Here is an 18,197-nt window from a genome sequence, read left to right on the forward strand (position 1 = left end):
GCCTCGCCGGATGTGCTGGTGATGCATCCCGGGCCGATGAATCGCGGGGTGGAAATCCATACCCGCCTCGCCGACGACCCGGAGATCAGCCTCATCCTCGACCAGGTCGAGAGCGGCGTTGCCGTGCGCATGGCGATGCTGGAACTGATCGGCGCCAATATCCGCAAAGGATATGGATCATGATATTTGCCATCATCAATGCACGCCTGGTCGATCCGGCCTCTGATTATGACGGCCCCGGCGGCGTCGTGGTCGAGGATGGCATCATCCTCGAGGCCGGTCCGGATATCGATATCGATGCCTGCGACGAGATCATTGACGCCCGTGGCCGCATCCTCGCCCCGGCGCTGGTCGATCTGCGCACCGCCAAGGAACCCGGCCTCACCCCCGATGGCGAGACATTGAGCTCGCTGGCGGCGGGCGCGGCGCGCGGCGGTGTCGGCACGCTGATGCTGGCCCCCAATGCGCGCACGCCCAATGACAGCCCCGACAGTCTCGCCTCACTGCTGCGCTCCTTCGAGGATCATGGCGTGCGCTTCCTGGCCGCCGGCGCCGCCACGGTCGGCCTCAAGGGCGAGCAAATGGCCGAGATCGGCCTGCTGGCGCGCTGCGGCGCGGGAATGGTCGGCAATGGCGACCGGCCGATTACCGACAGCCGCATGATGCGGCGTGTCCTGGCCTATTCCAGCCAGTTCGATTTCTGGCTCGCCTCGCGCCCCGCCGATGCCGAGCTCTCCGCCGGCACAGTGGCGCTGGAGAGCGACTGGTCGGCGCGGATGGGCCTGCCGTCCGAGCCCGCCATCTCCGAACGCATCGCCATCGAGCGCGATGCCAGCCTGGCCGAATTGTCCGGCGGCAAACTCCTCATCGACCGGCTCTCGACCGAGGCCGGGCTCGACGCGCTGCGTCATGTCCGCAGCCGCGATATCGAGATTGCCGCGACCGTGGCGGTCGCGCATCTCACCCTCAACGAGACCGATGCCGGTGATCTCGATTCGGCTTTCCGCATGGATCCGCCGCTGCGCTCGGAAATGGATCGCCGCGCCCTGGTGGAGGCGGTCGCCCATGGCGAGATCAATGCCGTTGTCTCCGATCACCGCCCCACCCCGTTCGACGACAAGGGCGAACCCTTCGCGCTGGCGATTGCCGGCACATTGAGCGTCGAGACCATGCTGGGCGCCATGCTCGGCCTGGTCCATGACGAACAGCTCGAATTGATCGACGCCCTGCGCGTCCTGACCTGCGGCCCCGCCGACCTGCTCGGCCTGCCCCAGGGACGGATTACGGCCGGCGCGCCGGCCGACCTTATCATCATTGATGGCGACATCCCCTGGGTCGTCGATGCCGATGCACTGGCCTCGCCGCGCGCCAATTGCGCCTGGTCGGGACGGCGTTTCCAGGGCCGGGTCTTGCAAAGCTTCGTCGGCGGCGTCAATATACACAACCATGACGGGTAGATTGTGATGAATGCGCTTTATATTCTGATCGCGGCACTGGGCGGCTATCTGCTCGGCTCCATCCCTTTCGGCCTGGTGATCACCAATCTGGCCGGGCTTGGCGATATCCGCGCCATCGGTTCGGGCAATATCGGCGCCACCAATGTCCTGCGCACCGGTCGCAAGGATCTCGCCCTCGCAACCTTGCTGCTCGATGCCGGCAAGGCGGGCATCGCCGCGGCGATTTTCGGCTTTTTCCTCGGCACCACGGCTGGCCTGGTCGCGGGCGCCGCTGCCTTCGCCGGGCATTGTTTCCCCGTCTGGCTCAATTTCAAGGGCGGCAAGGGCGTCGCCACCTTCGTCGGCACGGTGCTGGTCGTCGCCTGGCCAGTCGGGCTGGCGGTGATTGCGAGCTGGCTGATCACCGCGGCGATCTTCCGCATCTCCTCGCTCGGTGCCCTGGTCGGCGCGCTGGCCGCACCGGTCGCAGCCCTGGTGATCGGACGCGCCGATGTCGCGATCATGACCGGGCTGCTCGCCGTGATGATCTTCTGGCTGCACCGGGCGAATATCGGCCGCATCCTGAAGGGTGAGGAACCGCGTATCGGCGGTGGCAAGAAGGCGCAGGCTGACGGTGAGTCCACGGCAGACGAAACATAGGCGAAGGGCAGACGGGCGGCAGATCCGCGGCAAACAGAGGCAGGGCAGATTCGGAGGCCGCCGTGAGGCCGGCAGAATTGAGCCATAGCGAGCGATGTGACTGGTTGCGCCTGGCAAGAACGCCGCGCATCGGCCCCGTCAGCTTTGCCCGATTGCTCGCCCGTTTCGGCAGCGCCGAAGCCGCCATCGATGCCCTGCCCGAGCTTGCCAGGACAAGCGGATCACCGCGCCCCGCCATCCCGCCGCGCGCGCGTGCCGAGGCCGAACTCGACGCCATAGATCGCGCCGGCGTGCGCCTTCTGGCCCATTGCGAGCCGGATTTCCCCCACGCCCTCGCCTGCATCCCGGCACCGCCGCCACTTATCCTCGTCAAGGGCCGGCTCGAACTGATGCAAAAGCCCTGCTGTGCCATGGTCGGCGCGCGCAATGCCTCGGCGGCGGGGCTGCGCTTCTCGCGCCAGCTTGCCCATGGCCTGGGCGCGGCCGGCGTCGTGATTGTCTCCGGTCTGGCACGCGGCATTGATGGGGCCGCCCATGCCGGATCGCTGGAGACCGGAACCATCGCCGTCCTCGCGGGCGGGCTGGATTACATATATCCGCCCGAGCATTACGAGCTGCACCATGCCATCGCCGAACAAGGCTTGCTGGTCTCCGAAGTCGCCCTGGGAAGCTTGCCGACGGCGCGCGATTTTCCGCGCCGCAATCGCTTGATCTCCGGCCTGTCGTCCGGGGTATTAGTGGTTGAAGCGGCAGTGAAATCCGGCTCGCTCATCACGGCCCGCTTTGCCGCCGAACAGGGCCGTGAAGTGATGGCTGTTCCCGGCTCACCGCTCGATCCGCGCGCACGGGGCGGCAATCAATTATTGCGCGACGGCGCGCATCTGATTGAAAGCGTGGAGGATGTCCTGGCGATTCTGGAAAACACCCCGGCCATTGAGCGTGAAGGGCTTGAACCGGGCCCTGATGGAAGCGGTCTGGAGGATGAGGCGCTTGAGGTTGTCGACTGGCCGATGCCGGATCAGGCCCCGGATATCCCCGCGCCGGCCGGGCCGGTTGACCGCGTTCGCGCCCTGCTGTCGCCGACACCGATTTCGGCCGATGAATTATCGCGCCAGGCCGCCATCCCCGCCGGAAATATCGGCGCTATAATCCTGGAACTGGAAATGGCGGGGGAGGTCAATATCTTGCCGGGCGGACTTTTGCAGGTCAGTCAGTCATCCTGAAGCAACACCGAGCCCTCGAGCTCGACCATCAGCGCCGCGACCTCGATCAGACTGCTGGAGCGGCCCAGACCGGCGCGCAAGGCCCGCTCGCTCATTTCGCGCAAATCCAGCGCGATCAGGCTCATCGCCGGATCGCTGCCCGGCGACGGGCGAGCCCGCCGACCAAACAGATCGCGTTCAATAGCCTTGCCCCTGCGGACGTATCCGGTTGAAGGCTTCATCAGCCCTGACTCCAAACTCGGAGAGCCTCAATACAACCTTTTCGTGCTTCGAGCAAATTTAACCGCCCAGGGTCGCGTGAACTAATCGTCCAGCGCGGCGAGCAGGATATCGCGCGCCTCCTGGACCTGGCGGGCCAGTGCCGCCGACCCGGCCCCGGTGTCCGGGTGGAGTTTCTTCATCAGATTGCGATGCGCCTGACGAATATCCTCACGCGTCGCATCGGCGCCAACCGAAAGTATCTCGCGCGCTTCAGCCAGACTCATGGCCGGGCCCGCCCGGGGTGGCTGGCCGCCTGGCGACCCGGATTCGCCGGGCGCGCCATAGGCGATCCCCAGCATGCCAAGTCCGAACAGGCCGATCGGGACCCCCAGCGCCATCGCACCGCGCAAGGTCAGCAAAGCGCCGGCCAGCAAGGCACCACCGCCCAGCAGCATCCGCACAAGGCGTGCCGCCTGCGCAGTCTTCTGGCGGGAGAACCACCAGGCGGCACCGAGAAAGCCTGCCAGGGCGAGGAATCCAAGAAAAAACGGGGCCATGTCAGAACGGAATGGCTTGTCCCGCAAGCCCCGGTAATTTGAGCACGATCAGGAGGTCGCGCAATTCCTGGCGCGCCGCGACATGGCTCATGGTGAAAGGCAGGGTCGAACCACTCTCGGTCAGGTCGAGCAGGGTCAGGCCGAGCGGGAAGAGCTCACGGTAGATCACGCGTTCGGCAAAGCCCGGCGCGAGCCGGAAGCCAATCCGTTGCGAGAGCATTTTCAAGCCTTCGCCGACGCGCCGCTTATTGCGGGCATCGAGCATCGAGACCCGGTTGCGCATCACGACCCAGTCGATCGAGCGTCTTTCCTGCGCCGCCTTGCGCTTGCGGCATTCCCAGACCATTTCGCTGTAGACGCTCGGCCGCCCGACCTGGAAGGTGTCCGGATCGATTTCCGCGAGCAGGTCGAAATCAACAAAACTGTCATTGACCGGCGTCACAATCGTGTCGGCGGCCGAGTGGGCCAGGCGCGAATACAGCGTGTCAGCACCGGGCGCGTCGATCACGATGAAATCGGTCCGCGCCTTGAGGTCGCTCAGCGCATGGGAGAAGCGCTCGGTCTCCTCCATTTCGGCAATGTCGAGATCGCGCTGGGCGCTCGGCGCCACGGCAAGCTCGCTGACACGCGGCAGATCGACCCCATGCTTCTCACACCAGGCATTGCGATTGCCGAGATAGCGCGAAAAGCTGCGCTGGCGCAGATCGAGATCAATCGCACCGACCCGCTTGCCCATCCGCAGCAGCGCGACGGCCAGATGCATCGCCACCGTGGACTTTCCCGCGCCACCCTTCTCATTGCCAACGACAATCAGGTGCGCCTCGGCGACGCCATCACGTACCCGGCCGATCGGTCTTGAGGGGAGTTTGAAAGCAGAATGTGTGGTCATGGTTTCAATAGCCTAGTCCGCGCGCCTGCGACGCGACACAAGATCAAGCAGGCAAGACTGTCAGTCCGGCGCATTGGCAGCGGCCGCGGCCAATGGCAGACCAGAAAACGCGACCGGCATACAGTATTCGCCAGCCTGCTCGATTGCCGCACACGCAGCGCTCGCATCGGCCAGCGTATCATAAGGCCCCGCCTGCAGACGCAGGAATTCGCCACGTTCGGGAATCAGCGCGGTCTCGATTCGGGCTTCGCGATCGCCAAGCTGGTCGGGGAAGCGGGCCTGCAATTGTGCCCAGCCCGCGACGGTATGCGCCATGCTGCGATAGGATGCGAGGTGTATCCCGTGCCACAGGCTGGGCGCGGTCACCATGTCTTCGGGTGCGGCCTGCAATTGCCCGGACGCCGAAACCGGCTGCTCGGCGACGGGCTGCGGGCCAGCCAGTGCCCGGGCGAGCGCGTGCAATTGCGGCGCGACCCTTGCCAGGCTGTCCGCATCGTAACGGGCACGGCGATCGAGTTCGCGCGCCACGATGTCGGCGATGCGGGCCTCCTGGGTCTCGGCGATCGGTGGCAGGGCCGCAATCGCGGGCGCGCTGCCAGTGGTGGCACACCCGGCCAGACCCGCAAGGGCGGTCAGGGAGACGAGAAGAAGTCGCAGAGTTTTCATGACACTCCGTCTAGACCGAGTCGGCGCGCTTGCCTCCCTCATCGCTTATGATTATGCCGATGGCCGACAGTTTTCCGGTACCCCCATGATCAATCTGCAAATCCCCCATGCCGCCACGGTTTCCGCCCTGCGCGCCCGCATTCGCAGCTGGCGCGGGGACGGGTTGAGCGTCGGTTTCGTACCGACCATGGGCGCGCTGCACCAGGGCCACCTGGCGCTCGTGCAGCTGGCCAAGGCGCAGTGCGACCGGGTCGTCGCCAGCATTTACGTCAATCCGGCCCAATTCGCGCCGGGCGAGGATTTCGAGGCCTATCCGCGCAGCGTGATTGAGGATTCGCAGAAACTGACCGAGGCCAAATGCGACCTCGTCTACCTGCCGACGACCGAGGTGATGTATCCGGAAGGCTTCGCTACCACGATCTCGATGACCGGCCCGGCCCTCGGGCTGGAAAGCGAAGCGCGGCCGCATTTTTTCAATGGTGTCGCCACCGTCGTCGCCAAATTGCTCAACCAGGTCCGGCCCGATGTCGCGGTGTTTGGCGAGAAGGATTACCAGCAATTGCTGGTGATCCGGCAATTGGCGCGCGATCTCGACCTGGGTGTCGATATTATCGCCGGCGAGACCGTGCGCGAAAATGATGGCCTCGCCCTGTCGTCGCGCAATGCCTATCTCGGCGCGGAAGACCGCCAGCGCGCCGGCCAGCTCAATCAGATCCTCAAGCAATGCGCAGCCGCGCTGGCAGGCGGCCAGACCATCGCGCAGGCTCGTCAGGCGGCGCTCAAGGCCTGCCAGGCCGGCTTTGATGGCGTTGACTATGTTGAAGTGCGCTGCGCCGACAGCCTGGCACAGCTGCCCGAGGGCCAGCTGGCCGTGCCGGCACGCCTTCTGGCCGCCGTGCGGCTCGGCACAACGCGCTTGATCGATAATTGTGCGGCCTCGCCTTCCTGATGCCCGAATTGGCGCTAAGCTGGCGCCTCGTTTGACGATCCGGATGCTGCGACATGAAATATCTCCTCGCACTGACCCTGGCCGCCTGGCTGGCTGCACCAATGACAGCCTGTGCCCAGCCGGCGCGCGCCCAGGTGCAGCAAGCGGAAATCATCGCGACCTATCCGCATGACGCTACCGCCTTCACCCAGGGATTGTTCATGCATGAGGGTGCCCTGTTCGAGAGCACGGGCCAGGTCGGGCAGTCCAGCCTGCGCCGCGTCGATCTGGAAACCGGCCAAGTGGTGCAGCAGGTCAATATCAACCCGCCCGTCTTCGGCGAAGGCAGCGCCCGGATCGGCGACACGATCTACATGCTCAGCTGGGTCTCGCAGGCCGGACTGGTGTTTGACGCCGAGAGCTTCGAACTGGTGGACCAGTTCAGCTATTCCGGCGAAGGCTGGGGCCTGACAACGGACGGCACCCGCCTCATTCTCAGCGATGGCTCGCCGCAATTGCGCTTTCTCGATCCGGAAACGATGGAATTGAGCGGCACGCTCGATATCAGTTTCAACGGGCGCCCGGTCAGACGCATCAATGAGCTGGAATGGATCGATGGGGAGATCTGGGCCAATATCTGGCAGACCAGCAGTATTGTCCGGATCGACCCGCAGACCGGAAACGTCACCGGCCTGGTCGATCTGGCAGCCCTGGTCCCCGCCGGCCTTGCCGACCCGCGCGACGCGGTCGCCAATGGCATTGCCTGGAATCGTGAGACGGGCCAGATCTATGTCACTGGCAAATTGTGGCCGGTCCTGTACGAGATCCGCCTGTCCGAGAGCAGCGAATAGGCGCTACCAGGCGCCGATTTCCATCAGCCGCGCCCGGAGTTCATCGGGAAGCCCTGCACCGCCCTCACCGGGCCCTGTCAGGTCACGCGGCGCATCTTCCGGCTTGAGATAGCGCCAGCCCTGGAAAGGACGCTTCGGTGCTGGCGCGGTGCGGATCACGTCCGGCGACATGATGATGGCGCAACGCTTGATCCCGTCATCACCCTGGATCTGTTCCAGCGCGACAATCTCCGAGCGGCATTGCACGGCGCCATTGATCACCCAATAGAGCGATCCTCCGGCCTCGATCTCGTCCTTGCGCGAGGGCATCATGCGCGTCACATGCATTGTGACTTCCGGCTCACCGGCCGCACGCCGTGCCGCAGTTTCGCGCCGGATCGAAGCCTCGAGCTGATCGACTTCCTTCACGCCAACGCAGAGCTTTACCAGGTGGACCGCCATGACTGGCGTCTACGGTGAATCCGCGCGCCGGTCAAAGGCCTGAGCATGGACGCTTGATTATCCCCCCTGACAACCGGATGCTGCGCGCATCACTCCAGCCGCCCCCTTTGCCCATGTCGCGCACCCCACAGCTTCAACCGACCCGACTCGCCCATGCATCCGTCACCGCATTGCTGTTGGCGCAGCTTGTCTTGCCGCTTTTCTTCACGATTCAGATCCTGTTGGTGTGGGTCGGCGCGGACTCATTCACAGTATCGCCCGAGCGCGTGCACGTGATGGTCCGGGAAACGCCCCTGCTCGCCCTCATTGCGCCTATCCTGCGCAGCGGCTTGATTCCGGCGATGCTGTACACGCACCACCGGAGCCCCCGCTGGACCCTGCCATTGCTGTTGTGCAGCATGGTGGTTCACATCATTGGCTGGACGGCGATTATCGGAAATCCCTACTTCAGCGCCCCCACGGGCTACATCACGCTGACGCTCGGATCGACCTTGCTGATCCTGCTCGTGCTGAACCCAGCCCTGCGAAAGCCCCGGGTCTGATGCCCGGGCCTAGGCCGCCTGCCGGTCGATGTAGCCCTGCGGTGCCCGTGGATCGATATCGAAGGTCGTCTCGCTCTTGGGCATGGGCTTGTCCGGCGCGCCAAAATATCTGAGCTGCAGCTTGACCGCTGCGGTCAGCGCCTGCTTGGCCATCGCGACCAGCCCGTCGGTCCGGGTCGATTTCGGCGCCCAGCCGAAGCGGCGGCGCAGCACGCCATTGGCGTAGAGCACAGCATTCTGCCGGCGCGATTTGGCAGTCGATATCTCGAAGGGAACCGAGACATTGATGCCCGACTGGTTCTCGATCCGGTGTGGTGCATGCAGCGGCCAATTCACCGCCATGCCTGGATGCAGATCAAGAGTGAAGGCATCCTTGTCCCAGGCCGGGTTGAAGGGGTTGTCCTCGGTCTTGTCATGATGCAGCATGGCCTCGACATCATCGGTATTGAGATAGGGCAGTTTCGGCGGATAGGCCCGGAACCGCTTCACCCCACGCATATGCCAGAGCATGGTCTCCGAGGCATCAGAATGCAGGAAGACCTGGGCTGATGGCGAGGAAATCAGGATGCCGGCCTCGGCCATGAAGGGCTTGAAGCCGGGATTCGCGCGCTTCATGTCATCCAGCATGGCGTCGAAGATGGGCCGGTACTGCGCGTCCAGATCCATGGCATGGCGCAAATTGAGCCACAGCTTGCCGCGGCGCACCACATCGATCAACTCCATCCCCGACAGCGCGCCCGGGTCGCCGGCACGCCAGCTGTCATGATCGGTGGCGTCATCGCCCATGGTGCAGAAATCGATCAGCTCGCGCGGATGCCGCTCGATCAGGGCCGCCAGCGCCATATCGGAGAAGAGATGATGCTCATGATAATTATGGCGCACGGTGACAGGCTGGTTGCGGAATTTCTGCCGCGCCTCGGTCGACCAGGTACTGGAAAAACGCTCCATGAAAGTGTCACGCATTGAACCGGCTCCTACTGCTCTCCCCATCAAGAGCAGGAATGGTGCCAGTTTCGCGTCAGGCGGGAATTCAGTCCGCGCCGGCGTCCAATTCGTGCAGCAGGACCAGGATATCGCCCTCGGCGACCTGGGCTCCGGCCTCGACCCGCACTTCGGCGAGACTGCCATCGCGCGGCGCCACAAGCGCATGTTCCATCTTCATCGCCTCAAGCACGACTAGCGCCTGCCCCTTGACCACAGCGTCGCCAGCGCTGACATGCACCGCCAGGACCTTGCCCGGCATTGGCGCCTTGATCGTGTCACCCGCTTCCAGCGCGTCGACGGCCGCATCAGGGTGGGACAATGCGAAGAAGCTTGTGCGGCCACGCGACGAGACGAGGTAGCCCTGATCCATCGGCTCGAACTCGGCCGTAATGGCTTCGCCGCCGCAATCGGCGGCAAACAGGAAGCCCTCGTCAAGCGCCTCGATTTCCAGCCCATCAAGCTGTGCGCTCTCACCGCCGGCCCGGACATTCAGCCGGTCGCCCTCGATCAGAAGCGAGACATCGACCAGATCGCCATCCAGCTCAAAGCGATGGGAAATGCGCGGTGTCCCATTCATCCGCCAGCCATCGGCGATATCGAACGGGTCGGACAGATCAGCCAGCAGCGGCCGCAAATCCAGCGCACCGAGCACGGCAAAACCGGCATCCGCCAAATCGAATGCAGACGGCACCAGCGCGTCGAGATGCGTCTCGATAAAGCCGGTATTCAGGCGTGCATCGAGGAAATCAGGATGAAGAACCGCCCGGCGCAGGAAGCCGGCATTGGTCTTGACCGGCCAGACCACGAGTTCATCAAGCATGCCGGCCAGCCGCAGCGCCGCCTCTCGCCGGCTCTCGCCGTGGGCGACCAGCTTGGCGATCATCGGATCATAATGAAGCGAAACCTCACCGCCCTCTTCCACGCCGGTCTCAACGCGTTCGTCGATACTGTCGCCGGGCAGGCTCAGACGGTGCAGCACGCCGATCGAGGGCAGGAAGCCATTGACCGGGTCCTCGGCATAGAGCCGCGCCTCGATGGCATGGCCATGCAGGCCTATCATGTCCTGCTCCGGGACCGATCCGCCGGCCGCGACTTTCAGCTGCAGCTCGACCAGGTCGAGACCCGTGATCATCTCGGTGACCGGGTGCTCGACCTGCAGCCGTGTATTCATCTCCATGAAGAAAAAGCCGTCCTCGCGCAGCGGGCCGGACCCGTCGACGATGAACTCCACCGTCCCGGCGCCGACATAATCGACGGCCCTGGCGGCATTGATCGCGGCAGAACACATGGCGGTGCGGACGGCCGGAGTCATGCCGGGGGCCGGGGCTTCCTCGATCACTTTTTGATGACGGCGCTGCAGCGAGCAATCGCGCTCATACATGTGCACGACGCGGCCACGGCTATCGCCGAAGACCTGAACCTCGATATGGCGCGGATTGGTAATGAATTTCTCGATCAGCACCCGGTCATCGCCAAAACTCTTGGACGCCTCGCGCTTGCAGCTTTCCAGATCCGCAAGGAAGTCCGCCGCGCGCTCGACCTTGCGCATCCCCTTGCCGCCGCCGCCGGCGACGGCCTTGATCAGCACCGGATAGCCGATCATTTCTGCCGCGGCCTTGAGATGGTCCGGGTCCTGGTTTTCGCCATGATAGCCGGGCGTCACCGGGACGCCGGCGGTCTCCATCAGGGCCTTGGCACGATCCTTCAGCCCCATGGCGCGAATCGACGCTGCTGACGGGCCGACGAAGATAATGCCCTTCGCGCTGCAGGCATCGGCAAACTCGGCATTCTCTGACAGGAAGCCATAGCCGGGATGGACCGCATCGGCACCGGTGGACGTCGCGGCGGCGAGGATTTTATCGGCACGCAGATAACTGTCGGCCGCGGGCGCCGGGCCGATCAGAACCGCTTCGTCGGCCATGCGGACATGCAGGGCGTCAGCATCGGCCTCGGAATAGACAGCGACACAGCGTATCCCCATCGCCTGCGCAGTGCGCATTATGCGGCAGGCAATCTCGCCGCGATTGGCGATCAGGAGCGTTTTGATCATGGTCGATCCAATTCGGAGTTGGCAGGTTTTTGCCGGTATTGCACAGCTGCGACCAGCACGAAACTGATGATCATCAGAAGATACCATGAGCCGAGCTTGGCCAGCGAGACCATGTGCCAGCCGGCCTCCTGGCCCGGATAGGCCCAGGCGCGGGCGAAGGTGCCGAGATTTTCGGCGAACCAGATGAAGAGCGCCACCAGCAGGAAACCGACCACCAGCGGCATCGGCCGGTGCGCCGCATCAGGGCGGAACCAGACGACGCAGCGGCCATAGACAATCCCCGTTGCGACGAAGAGAAATATCCGGAAATCGGGCCCGTAGTGATGGGCGAAGAAATTGACGTAAACCGCTACAGCCAAAGCGATTTGCCAATGCATCTTCGGAAAATGGTCGAAGCGGAAATCGAAGATCCGCCAGACCCGTGCGATATAGGATCCGACCGCCGCATACATGAAGCCGGAGAAGAGCGGCACGCCGGCAATGCGCAGCAGGCTGGCCTCGGGATATTCCCAGCTGCCGGCATAGGTCTTGAAGATTTCCATCACCGTGCCGACGACATGAAAGGCGGCGATCACCTTCGCCTCCTCCCAGGTCTCCAGCCGCGTGGCGATCAGCATGACCTGGATCGACAGCGCTGCCAGGGTGAGGAAATCGAAACGCGCCAAGGCCCAGCTCTGCGGGTACCAGAGATAAGTCCCCAGCAGCAGGGCCAGCATCAGCCCGCCGAACAGGCAGGCCCAGGCCTGTTTGATGCCGAAGGCGACAAATTCGAACACGCCCTGGGTCCAGGGGCCACGCACGAACCAGGTCCGCAACGCCTCACGGCGCGCATGCAGGAAAATGCGTGGATCCGGGAGCCGGAACATTGGGCCTTGCCGCCCTATTCGGCCCAACTCGGCTTGCGGCGCTCGAGGAAGGCGGCCAGGCCTTCCCGGCCCTCTTCGGACACGCGGCGCTTGGCGATGGCCTTGGCGGTGTGGACGGCCAGCCCGTGATCGATCTCGCGGCCGGTGACCTCATCGACCAATTGTTTGGCATCAGCAACAGCACCCGGTGCCGTCGCAAAGGCGAGCTTGGCGAGATGTTCCTCGATCTGGGTCATCTCTTCCATATTGGCGACGACGTATTGGGCAAGGCCCATATGATAGGCGAAATTGCCGTCAAAACCCTCCCCGGAGGCAAACAGGGCCCGGCTCCATTTCGGGCCGATCGCGCGGATCACATAGGGTGAGATCGTCGCCGGCGTCAGGCCGAGACGCACTTCGGAGAAGCGGATCTTGGCGTCGGCCATCACGACACCGACATCACAGGCGGCCAGCAGGCCGGCACCCCCGCCCATGGCGGCGCCCTGGACCAGCGCCACCGTCATTTGCGGCAAGTCATAAAGGCGTTTGAGCATGGTCGCGAGGGCCATCGCGTCCTGCTCATTATCAATCTCGTCGAAATGCGCCGCCGATTGCATCCACTCCAGATCGGCGCCGGCGGAAAAACTCGGACCGGCGCCGCGCAGAAGGACCATGCGGACATTGCCGGGATTGGCCCGCAAGGTCTCGAATATCTCCGACAGCGCCGCAATCACCTCGGCATTGAAGGCATTGTGCTTTTCGGGCCGGTTGATCGTGACCACGGCCACACCGGCAGGGCTGACATCAAGCAGGACGGGTGCGTCGCTCATCGGATTTCCTCATTGTGAAACTGACGCTCCAGACTTAGCCCCGGCGCGGCCGCGGGCCAAGAGGCGGATTGCCGCTGGCAAACCATACTGCAGACAAAACAAGGGCCGCCGGCACGAATGCCGGCAGCCCGAATTTCCAGCCCTCACCCTCCGTGCATCAGTCGCCGCGGAAGATCAGGCCCTTGAGAATAGACAACACGATGATCGCAAGAAAATAGCCGATCGCCAGCGCGCCAAGATAGAGCAGGTAATCCATCTGCGTGAATTGCGAGACGAAGCCGTTCATATCAAAGCCCTCGCCGCCTCCACCGCGTACCATCGGCATCACGACATCAACAATCACATGAATGATCACGCCGACGACGGTGAAAATGATGATGCCGCCGATTTCGCGCATCAATAGTGCCAGGACAAGGGCGATCACGCCCAGCTGGATGCCGAGCGGCATCCAGTTCACGGCCGCGCCGTCACCTGCATGGGCCAGAAGCCCAGGCATGAAAAAGTCGAGTGCCTGATTCAGATAGCCCATCACTGGGTCCAGAAATTCCATATTGCGTTCCCCTCCGCCAAGAATGACGACGCTTACCTTACCCCAAGACGCGCCCATTAGCCTAACAATGTTCGCCAATTTGCGGTTTGGAAAGCGACTTCCCCTCACAGGGGAATTTTGTTAACCTTTTGTCACAATCCGTTTGATTGCGAACAGAATTCCGATCATCACCAGAAAACCTGCAAACAGCAATATGACGGAATGCCACCAGCCGGCATCCAGCACGGGCGGCAGACGCAAGTCCGCCTGGGCGAACAGGACCGGCCGTAAAATGTCGATCACGATATTGGCCAACACCGCCGCGAGCGTCATGAACAAGAGACGCGACCAGCGTTGCATCAACAGGGCCGCGACCAGCGCAATAACAAGGCCCTGCACGGCATTGACCTCGGCAAAACCCTCACGGGCATAAGCCAGTATCGTCTGAAATATCTCTGGCACAGCAATCCCCCCGGGCTTGGCAGCGTGACCGCCTTCCGCCGCTGACTATCAGCCAGCCGGGCAGTCTTGTCACGCCTATCCTTGCCAGGGGCGGACTTCCGATCAATCGGCCACGGCGATCTCCACCATCACCTCATTTCGGCGGAAAGGTCCCAGCGTCCAGGGCGGGTTGTAATAGGCAAATTGGGGCTCGCCGGTGACCCGATACCCATTGGTGGCGAGGAATTCGAGCAATTCAGCCTGCTTCTCCGCCAAGACAGAATCACGGGCGCGACCGGAAAAGCGGATCGCCGCGATCCGGCGGGCCGGGACTTCAACCAGTTGCACCGCGGCATTATCCGGCACGGGCAAGGTCTCCATCGTCCATTGCGCAGGCATGATGAAGGCGATGCGCCAGACCCCATCCTCGGCGGCTTCCTGGGTGACGGGACTGGTCATGGCAATGCGCTGCGAGGCCGACTGGATGACCGGTGTGGTCATCGCGATTTCCTCGGCTCCGTCCTCATTGCGCGATTGATTGCCGCCGAAAATATAGCCCGCCAGCGGCCGGAACCCGGTATTGACGGCGCCGCGCCGGTCACCTTCGACCTCGACATGCGCCTCGATCACCGCCGCGTAATCGCGAATTTCAATCGCCCCCTCGGAGCGGATCACGGTGTGGGCCGGTTCATCGGCTGCAGACGCCGCCGAGGCGGTGCCCAAACTGAGTAGCGCGGAAATCATCAAATATCGCATCGGTCCAAACTCCATGTGCTTGAAGCGATACGTCCGCGCCGCCACAGCGGATCAGTCCTGCGTGTGAGGCCTCACCGGGCCCAATGCCCCAGCGCCTGCACCCGGGCGATCATTTTCGCACGGCCTTCGGCACCGGCCGCTTCGACCATGCCCAGGATTGTGTGCCGCACCGGCTTGAACCCCACCAGGCGAAAAATGCCCTGCTTCACCGCCTTGACGCTATGAGCTCCGAAGATCAGCCGATAGGCGAAGCCAGGCATGCCCATCGTGACAATCAGGCGTACCGATTTTCCCGCCATCTTGCGGACCGGCATCTCGTTGGCCTTGTCCGAAGTGTCCATCATGAAACCATCGCGGCCGACCTGTTCCAGGAAGGCTTTGCAAAGGGCAGGCATTGAGCCCATCCAGAGCGGATAAATCAGCACCACATGGTCGGCCGACGCGATCTTGGCGCGCTCGGCAATGATCGCTTCGCAGGGCGGGCGCCCGAACTCGGCCGCATTGCGCAGAAACTCGATCGGCAGTCTGGCGATATCGATCCGGCTGACCGTGTGATCGCCCTCCCCGGCGCCATGCGCATAGGCATCGGCCAGAGCCTCGACGAAATGCCCCTTGGCCGGATCGGGATGGCCATTGATGACGCAGACGGTTTTCGGCATGGGCGTATCTCCTCACCCATACTCTAGCAAACCGGACCGGTTTCAGCGGCGCGGCACGGAGCCGCAGCCTGCCTTGCCTACATCCGGAACAGGCCGAAAACCGTCTTCTCGATCGGTGCATTGAGCGCCGCCGACAGGGCCAGGCCGAGCACGCGGCGGGTATCGGACGGGGCGATAATACCGTCATCCCACATTCGCGCGGTGGAGAAATAGGGATTGCCCTCGGCTTCATAGCTTTCGCGGATCGGCGCCTTGAAAGCCGCCTCATCCTCAAGCGGCCAGTCCTCGCCGCGATGCTCCATACTGTCACGCTTGACCGTCGCCAGCACGGCCGCAGCCTGCTCGCCGCCCATCACCGAGATTCGGGCATTGGGCCACATGAAGAGGAAGCGCGGGCTATAGGCACGGCCGCACATGCCGTAATTGCCGGCGCCATAGGAGCCGCCGATGATGATGGTGAATTTCGGTCCCTTGAAGGTCGATACCGCCGTGACCAGCTTGGCGCCATCCTTGGCGATGCCGCCATGCTCGGCCTTCGAGCCGACCATGAAGCCGGTGATATTCTGCAGGAAAACCAGCGGGATTCCGCGCTGGGCGCAGAGCTCGATGAAATGCGCGCCCTTTTGCGCGCTTTCCGAAAACAGGATGCCATTATTGGCGATAATGCCGATGGGCATGCCGTAGAGCCGGGCAAAGCCGGTCACCAGCGTCTCGCCATAGAGTTTCTTGAACTCGTCGAACACCGAGCCGTCGACCAGACGGGCAATCACTTCGCGCACATCATAGGGCGCACGGATATCGGCCGGCACGACACCGTCGAGCTCGGCCGGATTGAGCGCCGGTTCACGCGGCTCGGCCAGATCGAGATCAATTGTCTTGACCGAGTTGAGATTGGCGATGATGCGCCGGCAGATATGCAGCGCGTGCTCGTCATTGGCGGCATAATGATCCGCGACACCGGAGGTGCGGCAATGCACATCGGCACCGCCGAGATCTTCGGCCGAGATCACTTCGCCCGTGGCCGCCTTCACCAGTGGCGGACCGGCCAGAAAGATCGTGCCCTGCTCGCGCACGATAATACTCTCGTCCGACATCGCCGGCACATAGGCGCCGCCCGCCGTGCACGAGCCCATCACGACGGCGATCTGGGGAATGCCCATCGCCGACATATTGGCCTGATTGTAGAAAATTCGCCCGAAATGCTCGCGATCGGGGAAGACATCGGCCTGGTGCGGCAGATTGGCGCCGCCGCTATCGACCAGATAGACGCAAGGCAGCCGGTTTTGCATCGCGATTTCCTGGGCGCGCAGATGCTTCTTCACCGTCATCGGGTAATAGGCGCCGCCCTTGATGGTCGGGTCATTGCAGACGATCATCACTTCGCGGCCCGAGACGCGGCCAATGCCGGCAATCATGCCGGCGCCATGGACATTGCCCTCATACATGCCATTGGCTGCCAGGGCGCCGATCTCGAGCAGCGGCGAGCCCGGGTCGAGCAGGCGTTCGACTCGCTCACGGGGCAGAAGCTTGCCGCGCGCAGTATGCTTTTCGCGCGAACGCTCGGAGCCGCCAATCGCCGCCTCGGCGGTCTTGGCCTGCAGCTGTTTGAGCAAGGCCTGCATCGCGCTGGCATTGTCGCGAAAGCCTGGCGAGCCGGTATCGATGGCTGTCGTCAACTGGGTCATGAAAAGCCTCGACATGTCGCGGGTGGGTGTCGCTGCTTACCCCGCCTGACCGCATCAAGGCAATCACCCGTGCATCCAAATTGCCCGCCCCGGGCATCACAGGTCCAGGCAATCACAGACAGGGGACCCCGCCATGCTTCGCCACACCGCAATTCTCTTCATGGCCCTGGCCATGAACTCCGCCGCCCTGGCGCAAAATCCACCTGCAACGGAACAAGTGTCCCCAGCCGAAATCATGATCCTGGGCACGTATCATTTCACCGGGGGCGGCAGCGATTACATCAATTCGCCTGTGGTCGATTATCTCAGCCCGGAACGGCAGGCGGAGATCGCCATCGTCCTCGACCGGCTCGAAGCCTTTGCCCCGACCCGGATTCTTGTCGAGCTGCTCCCGGAACACGAGGCGGAGTTCAACGCAACCTACCAGCAATACCGCGCCGGCGAAGGCGCGCTGACCGTCAATGAACGCCAGCAAATCGGCCTGGCGCTGGCCGCACGGCTCGGCCTGGATCAAGTCCATGCCATCGATTATGCGAGCGAGATGGATTTTGGCGCCCTGTTCGCTGCGGCCGAGGCGGCTGGCCAGGACGAACTCCTCGCCGAATTCCACGCCTTCATGGCGCCAATCCAGGCGCAGATGGAATCGCCGGACCAGGCCGCCCGGCCGGTGCTTGACCGGCTCATCGAGACCAATTCAGCCGAAATGGCCAGTGTTCACGCGCTCTACCTGCTAACGGCCCAGATGGGGGCAGCCGACAATCCGGTCGGTGCCGGGCAGATGCAGGTCTGGTGGGGCCGCAATCTGCATATCTTCGCCAATATCGCCCGCCTGGCCGGGCCGGGCGAGCGGGTTCTGGTGGTCTATGGCGCCGGCCATAAATACCTGCTCGACCAGTTTGTCGATTCGGCCCCGAATCTCGAGCTGGTCGATCCGCTGATTTATCTGGATTAGGCACGCCAGGCTTATTGCCCGTCTCCTCCCCAGCGGTCGGGTAATATCGTCCGGCCCTTGCCAGACTTGGCG

The 18,197-nt window shown here is 63.4% G+C and carries 21 protein-coding genes and 1 pseudogene; 8 read left to right on the top strand and 14 right to left on the bottom strand.

Annotated features, from left to right (window positions below; all coding sequences use genetic code 11):
• The 4 genes and pseudogenes from pyrB to dprA all read left to right on the top strand — a co-directional run.
• Positions 1-183: pseudogene (gene pyrB / locus AAC023_RS04320) on the top strand (aspartate carbamoyltransferase catalytic subunit); the annotation flags it as partial.
• Positions 180-1,457 carry a dihydroorotase gene (locus AAC023_RS04325; RefSeq protein WP_339738492.1) on the top strand — a complete coding sequence of 426 codons (1,278 nt, stop codon included), beginning with the start codon at positions 180-182 and terminating at the stop codon, positions 1,455-1,457. The pseudogene pyrB and the gene AAC023_RS04325, both read left to right, overlap by 4 nt.
• A gap of 6 nt (positions 1,458-1,463) precedes the next feature.
• The gene (gene plsY, locus AAC023_RS04330; protein WP_339738494.1) at positions 1,464-2,096 is read left to right on the top strand and encodes a glycerol-3-phosphate 1-O-acyltransferase PlsY; all 633 of its coding nucleotides are present in this window, start codon (positions 1,464-1,466) and stop codon (positions 2,094-2,096) included.
• Positions 2,097-2,158: 62 nt separating this feature from the next.
• On the top strand, positions 2,159-3,319 hold the full coding sequence (dprA, locus tag AAC023_RS04335; protein WP_339738496.1) for a DNA-processing protein DprA: 1,161 nt from the start codon (positions 2,159-2,161) through the stop codon (positions 3,317-3,319).
• On the opposite strand, the gene AAC023_RS04340 is transcribed toward dprA, so the two are convergent.
• From AAC023_RS04340 to AAC023_RS04355, 4 genes are all read right to left on the bottom strand, one after another.
• A complete protein-coding gene (locus AAC023_RS04340) occupies positions 3,307-3,540 on the bottom strand; it encodes a hypothetical protein (protein ID WP_339738498.1) in 234 nt (77 codons plus the stop codon). The two genes, dprA and AAC023_RS04340, sit on opposite strands and share 13 nt — an antisense overlap.
• 81 nt (positions 3,541-3,621) lie before the next feature.
• The gene (locus tag AAC023_RS04345; RefSeq protein ID WP_339738500.1) at positions 3,622-4,077 is read right to left on the bottom strand and encodes a DnaJ domain-containing protein; all 456 of its coding nucleotides are present in this window, start codon (positions 4,075-4,077) and stop codon (positions 3,622-3,624) included.
• 1 nt (position 4,078) lies between these two features.
• Positions 4,079-4,966 carry a division plane positioning ATPase MipZ gene (locus AAC023_RS04350; RefSeq protein ID WP_339738502.1) on the bottom strand — a complete coding sequence of 296 codons (888 nt, stop codon included), beginning with the start codon at positions 4,964-4,966 and terminating at the stop codon, positions 4,079-4,081.
• Between the two features lie 60 nt (positions 4,967-5,026).
• Entirely contained in the window at positions 5,027-5,632 is a 606-nt protein-coding gene (locus AAC023_RS04355; RefSeq protein WP_339738504.1) for a hypothetical protein, read from the bottom strand.
• Here AAC023_RS04355 and panC point away from each other — a divergent pair.
• The gene (panC, locus tag AAC023_RS04360) at positions 5,631-6,581 is read left to right on the top strand and encodes a pantoate--beta-alanine ligase (protein ID WP_339738506.1); all 951 of its coding nucleotides are present in this window, start codon (positions 5,631-5,633) and stop codon (positions 6,579-6,581) included. The two genes, AAC023_RS04355 and panC, sit on opposite strands and share 2 nt — an antisense overlap.
• A gap of 53 nt (positions 6,582-6,634) precedes the next feature.
• Positions 6,635-7,411, top strand: coding sequence for a glutaminyl-peptide cyclotransferase (locus AAC023_RS04365; RefSeq protein ID WP_339738508.1), 777 nt, complete (start codon positions 6,635-6,637; stop codon positions 7,409-7,411).
• A 3-nt stretch (positions 7,412-7,414) separates the two neighbouring features.
• On the opposite strand, the gene AAC023_RS04370 is transcribed toward AAC023_RS04365, so the two are convergent.
• The gene (locus AAC023_RS04370; protein WP_339738510.1) at positions 7,415-7,852 is read right to left on the bottom strand and encodes a DUF1489 domain-containing protein; all 438 of its coding nucleotides are present in this window, start codon (positions 7,850-7,852) and stop codon (positions 7,415-7,417) included.
• Between the two features lie 113 nt (positions 7,853-7,965).
• On the opposite strand from AAC023_RS04370, the gene AAC023_RS04375 reads away from it, so the two are divergent.
• Positions 7,966-8,394 carry a hypothetical protein gene (locus AAC023_RS04375; RefSeq protein ID WP_339738512.1) on the top strand — a complete coding sequence of 143 codons (429 nt, stop codon included), beginning with the start codon at positions 7,966-7,968 and terminating at the stop codon, positions 8,392-8,394.
• Positions 8,395-8,403: 9 nt separating this feature from the next.
• Here AAC023_RS04375 and AAC023_RS04380 read toward each other — a convergent pair whose 3' ends face one another.
• From AAC023_RS04380 to AAC023_RS04420, 9 genes are all read right to left on the bottom strand, one after another.
• Positions 8,404-9,357 carry a hypothetical protein gene (locus AAC023_RS04380; RefSeq protein ID WP_339738515.1) on the bottom strand — a complete coding sequence of 318 codons (954 nt, stop codon included), beginning with the start codon at positions 9,355-9,357 and terminating at the stop codon, positions 8,404-8,406.
• A 67-nt stretch (positions 9,358-9,424) separates the two neighbouring features.
• Positions 9,425-11,428 (bottom strand): acetyl/propionyl/methylcrotonyl-CoA carboxylase subunit alpha, encoded by a 2,004-nt coding sequence (locus AAC023_RS04385; RefSeq protein WP_339738517.1) that lies wholly within the window; start codon positions 11,426-11,428, stop codon positions 9,425-9,427.
• On the bottom strand, positions 11,425-12,294 hold the full coding sequence (locus tag AAC023_RS04390; protein WP_339738519.1) for a DUF817 domain-containing protein: 870 nt from the start codon (positions 12,292-12,294) through the stop codon (positions 11,425-11,427). Before AAC023_RS04390 ends, AAC023_RS04385 begins: the two co-directional genes overlap by 4 nt.
• Positions 12,295-12,308: 14 nt before the next feature.
• On the bottom strand, positions 12,309-13,103 hold the full coding sequence (locus AAC023_RS04395; protein WP_339738521.1) for an enoyl-CoA hydratase-related protein: 795 nt from the start codon (positions 13,101-13,103) through the stop codon (positions 12,309-12,311).
• Positions 13,104-13,260: 157 nt separating this feature from the next.
• Positions 13,261-13,653, bottom strand: coding sequence for a hypothetical protein (locus AAC023_RS04400; protein WP_339738523.1), 393 nt, complete (start codon positions 13,651-13,653; stop codon positions 13,261-13,263).
• A 120-nt stretch (positions 13,654-13,773) separates the two neighbouring features.
• Positions 13,774-14,094, bottom strand: coding sequence for a hypothetical protein (locus tag AAC023_RS04405; protein ID WP_339738525.1), 321 nt, complete (start codon positions 14,092-14,094; stop codon positions 13,774-13,776).
• Positions 14,095-14,196: 102 nt separating this feature from the next.
• Complete coding sequence (locus AAC023_RS04410) at positions 14,197-14,829, bottom strand: heme-binding protein (protein WP_339738527.1); 633 nt, start codon at positions 14,827-14,829, stop codon at positions 14,197-14,199.
• A 71-nt stretch (positions 14,830-14,900) separates the two neighbouring features.
• Positions 14,901-15,488: an NAD(P)H-dependent oxidoreductase gene (locus AAC023_RS04415; protein WP_339738529.1), complete on the bottom strand. Its 588-nt coding sequence runs from the start codon at positions 15,486-15,488 to the stop codon at positions 14,901-14,903.
• 77 nt (positions 15,489-15,565) lie between these two features.
• A complete protein-coding gene (locus tag AAC023_RS04420; protein WP_339738531.1) occupies positions 15,566-17,173 on the bottom strand; it encodes a carboxyl transferase domain-containing protein in 1,608 nt (535 codons plus the stop codon).
• Positions 17,174-17,306: 133 nt separating this feature from the next.
• On the opposite strand from AAC023_RS04420, the gene AAC023_RS04425 reads away from it, so the two are divergent.
• Positions 17,307-18,125, top strand: a complete 819-nt coding sequence (locus tag AAC023_RS04425) for a DUF5694 domain-containing protein (protein ID WP_339738533.1) — start codon at positions 17,307-17,309, stop codon at positions 18,123-18,125.
• The last annotated feature ends 72 nt before the right edge of the window (positions 18,126-18,197 follow it).

It is taken from the genome of uncultured Maricaulis sp., assembly GCF_963976135.1.
Taxonomy (GTDB): Bacteria; Pseudomonadota; Alphaproteobacteria; order Caulobacterales; family Maricaulaceae; genus Maricaulis.